Source organism: Candidatus Synechococcus spongiarum SH4 (genome assembly GCF_000586015.1).
Taxonomy (GTDB): domain Bacteria; phylum Cyanobacteriota; class Cyanobacteriia; order PCC-6307; family Cyanobiaceae; genus Synechococcus_B; species Synechococcus_B spongiarum_F.
In genome coordinates this window covers 1-3,825 of sequence record NZ_JENA01000166.1, presented here as the reverse complement: position 1 = coordinate 3,825, position 3,825 = coordinate 1, and the positions used below count along the sequence as shown (strand labels likewise).

The window sequence follows — 3,825 nt, the reverse complement described above, 5'->3', positions numbered from 1 at the left end:
GCGGTGGCGCTGGGCTGGCGCTGAGGGGCGGCGGGGGCTACGGGTGGGCAGAGTCACGCACCATGGGTCCGAGTTGATGGTGAAGCTGCTGCAGAATGGCATGGAGCCGGCGGCTGACCACCCGCACACTGACCCCTTCCCGCCGGGCCAACTCCCGCTGACTCAGCCCGTCGAGAACACGCCACTTCAGGAGCCGCTGTGCATCCGGCCCCAGACGCGCCACCAGATGTTGGAGATGGGCGTACAGTTCCCCGTTGTCATCCTCCAGGGGTGGCGGCCCGGAGAGCAGGTCCAGCAGGGGTAGGTATTCGTCCTCGTTGTCGAGGCCGACGATACATTGATCCAGGCTGCAGAGCCGCAGACTACGCTTCGCCTGACAGGCCTGTTGCCACCGCATTGGGGTGACGTCCAGGGCCGCACAAAGTTCCGCCTCCGTGGGGCGCCGGCCGGAGCGATTGGCCATGGCCTCCTGGAGTCTGGCGCCGCGGGAATGGAGCTCCAGCAAGCGGCGCGAGACACGAATAAGACTCACCCGGTCCCGGAGATAATGAAGAATCTCGCCACGGATCAGCGGCACGGCAAAGGAACTGAAGGCATAGCCGGCCTGTGGGTCAAAGCGGTCCACGGCCTTGATCAACCCCAGACTGCCAATCTGGACCAGATCGTCAAAGTCCAGACTGTAACGCCGAACCATGCGACTGGCCACCTGTCGCACCAGACGGCTGTTCATTTCAACAATGCGATTGCGCAGATCAAATGTATCATCATTTTGATGACGATTGCGGACCAATACAGTAAACAGTTGACGTGTTTCCGTGACAATGTCACAGGTCTCACAGGATGGCATTCAGGCAATGCAAGCATATTTACGGTCTACGAATCCCGGGCCAACGGCATCCTCCCAAATGCTGAAAACTCATCCGCCAAAAGGTGGATTCCTAAAGCCCCGCCAGAAACCCCTGTAACCGTTCCAAACCGCGCTGCAACGTGGTGGTGTCCGTGGCGAAGGAGAGGCGGACGGAGTGGTCGTCCCCAAAGGCGGCGCCGGGCGCCATGGCCAGGCCGGCTTCCGCCAGAAGGCGCTCGCAAAACACCATGGAACCCAGCTTGGTGGCGGCAATGTTGAGGAAGGCGTAGAAGGCGCCCTGGGGCGCCCGGCCATGGACATACCCCATGGATCCCAGGGCCTGGAGCACCACTTGGCGCCGCCGGGCAAAAGCTTCCACCATGGTGTGGACGCAGGCCCGGGAGCCCTGGAGCGCCGCCAGACCGCTGTATTGAACAAAGCTGCACACGTTGCTGGTGCTCTGGCTCTGGAGCGCCGCGGCTTTGCGCAGGATGGGGCGAGGTCCCGCCAGGTAGCCCAGCCGCCACCCGGTCATGGCCCAGTTCTTGGAAAAGCCGTTGACCACAAAGGTGCGGGCCGCCAGGTCCGGCGCCACGGCGCCAAAGCTCACATGGCGATGGTGGTCATAGAGGATGTATTCATAGATTTCGTCACTCACCACAGCTACCTGGGGATGCCGGCGCACCACGTCGGCCAGTTCCGCCAGAGCCTGCTCCGGGTAGACGGCGCCCGTCGGGTTGGCGGGGCTGTTGATCACCAGCAGCCGGGTGCGGGGCGTGATGGCCGCCGCCAGTTCCGCGGCGCCGAGTTGGTGGTTCCGATCCGGGTGGGTGGGAACAATCACGGGGCGGCCGCCAGCCAAGCTCACCATGGGGGGGTAGCTGAGCCAGTAGGGCGCTGGAAGAATCACCTGGTCACCGGGATCCAGCAGCACTTGAAAGAGGGTGTACAACGCCTGCTTGGCGCCGTTGCTGACCATGATTTCCTCCGGGCCGTAGGTCAGCCCGTTCTCCCGTTGCAGCTTGCTGGCGATGGCCTCCCGCAGGGAAGGCTCTCCTGCCGCCGGGCCGTAGCGGGTGTGGCCGGCCTCCATGGCCGCTGCCGCCGCCCGGCGGATGAAGGGGGGAGTGGGGAAATCCGGCTCACCGGTGCTGAGGCTGCAGATGTCTTCCCCCTGCTGCTGCAGGTGGCGGGCCTTGGCGCTGATGGCCAGAGTGAGGGAAGGCTGGAGTTGTTGGGCTCTCTCAGCAGGCTTCATGCGTTTGCAAGCTGCCATGTGTTTTCGCGATCAGGTCTCGTGACGCCCGTTTTCAGTGTAAGCCAGCCGTCCCCGGCGCCACGGACTGCCCATGGTTGAGCATATCCGGCCCGAGGGCGTAGCGCCTCGCTGCTGTCTGGTGCTGGCCAGCCGGAACCCCCGGCGCCTGGCTGACTTCTACGGGGGGCTTGTCCCCGGTGGGTCCTTCACCGTTGCTGCTGCCGGAGCCGTCACGGTCCGTCTGCCCACGGGGATGGACATGGTGCTGTATCATCCCTCGCGCCAGCGCCCCCAACCCCGGCAGGGGGGATGCCTGGCCCTCTGCCTCCGTTGCACCCGTCTGGAGGAGACGCGCCAACGGGCCATGGCCCTGGGGGCCCAGGTGCTGGAGCCTCTCCGGGAGGAACCCTTCGGGCGGGAGCAATGGCTGCTGGATCCCGAAGGCAACCGTGTGCTGTTGTGGGAAGAGCCATAGCCCACGGGGACCAGCGGGGTTAGATTGACCCGGATTCCGGGTCGGATCAGTGAAGCAGGGGAAACAGCGCCTTCCCGTGCGAACCGTTGTGCCGCTTCCTCATCCCAGTTCTGGGGAAGGAGTGGTTGATTCAGGACTCAGAAGAGGAGTGAGAAGGAGAGGTCAAGGGAATGCACCACGGGGGATGTTGGGGAGTTGGTTTCCTGGCGTTCGGCCTCCAGGGCGATTTCCCAAGGTTCGGTCTGGGGTTGGTGTGGGGAGTAGGGAGCGAGGGACCAGAGGAGGGAGTAGGTGCTGGTGGTGGGGGAGAGTGCCACTGCCAGGGCTGGGGTCATGGTGAGGCGGTCGTTGTGGGTAGGGAAGCCGTAGGCCAGTTGTGCCTTGAACTGCTGGCCGTTGCCGGCGGATGCGCCAACTCCCTCCAGGACAGTGGGATCAAGGAGGGCATCCATGCCGGATGCGGCGTCGCCCATGGTGTGGCCCATGGAGAGGGAGGGGCCGCGATTGGATGGGTCGGGATTCCAGGAGAAGGAGAGGGCGAGGCCCTGCTCTTGGAAGTGTTCGTCCATGTGGGTGAGCAGGGAGCGGCCCTTCAGTTCAGCACTGATGCCCCGTTGGGGATCATTCCATGCCAGGGTGGCGCCCACCTCCAGGCCGAAGCCGCTTTCTGCATCCCCGCCATCATGGCGGATACCCACCTCCAGGGAGGGGAGGAGGGAGGCGTCATTGGGCAGGGGAACAGGGCGTGTGGCCTCCAGCCCCATCCGCAGCCGGGAGACACTGCCCTCTGAAGAGGAGCGATTGTCCGTCTGCTCGGTAGTGGTCTTGAGGGTGAGCAGGTCGGTGGTGGTGGAGAGGCTGAAGCCATCGGCGCCCCCATCGATGAGCAGGCCGTCGATGCCCACTGCGCCCATCACCATGGTGGCGCCGGGCTGGTACTCCCTCTCGGCGCCATCGGGTGTGAGGGAGAGTTGTCCCCAGCCGTAGCCGGCCACGGCCCAGACGCCGAGGCGGGGGGTGAGGGCATAACGGCCATAGGGGAACAGGCCGGTCATGGTGGCGCTGATCTTGCCACCACCATCGTTGTCCCCCTCTCCCTCGTAGCCGCCGTCACCCCAGGAATGGGAGAGGGCAGCGCCAGCTTGCCATTGCTCAGTGCGCCAATCGGCTCCCACCAGGGCGGTGGTTACGTTCCCATTCAGGGAGAGGGTGTCCTCCTGTCCATGGAAGGAGGAGAGCGCCCCT

The 3,825-nt window shown here is 64.8% G+C and carries 4 protein-coding genes; 1 reads left to right on the top strand and 3 read right to left on the bottom strand.

Annotated elements, in window-relative coordinates; all coding sequences use genetic code 11:
• Nucleotides 1-37: 37 nt before the first annotated feature.
• Both BG35_RS0107565 and BG35_RS0107560 read right to left on the bottom strand, forming a co-directional pair.
• Nucleotides 38-847 (bottom strand): sigma-70 family RNA polymerase sigma factor, encoded by an 810-nt coding sequence (locus BG35_RS0107565; protein WP_025782351.1) that lies wholly within the window; start codon nucleotides 845-847, stop codon nucleotides 38-40.
• Between the two features lie 91 nt (nucleotides 848-938).
• Nucleotides 939-2,105, bottom strand: a complete 1,167-nt coding sequence (locus BG35_RS0107560; RefSeq protein WP_025782350.1) for a pyridoxal phosphate-dependent aminotransferase — start codon at nucleotides 2,103-2,105, stop codon at nucleotides 939-941.
• Nucleotides 2,106-2,196: 91 nt separating this feature from the next.
• Between BG35_RS0107560 and BG35_RS0107555 the strand changes: the two genes are divergently transcribed.
• Nucleotides 2,197-2,580 carry a VOC family protein gene (locus BG35_RS0107555; RefSeq protein WP_025782349.1) on the top strand — a complete coding sequence of 128 codons (384 nt, stop codon included), beginning with the start codon at nucleotides 2,197-2,199 and terminating at the stop codon, nucleotides 2,578-2,580.
• 137 nt (nucleotides 2,581-2,717) lie between these two features.
• Here BG35_RS0107555 and BG35_RS13135 read toward each other — a convergent pair.
• Nucleotides 2,718-3,825: autotransporter domain-containing protein (locus tag BG35_RS13135; protein WP_034417824.1), on the bottom strand; the 1,108-nt coding region annotated here is incomplete at its 5' end.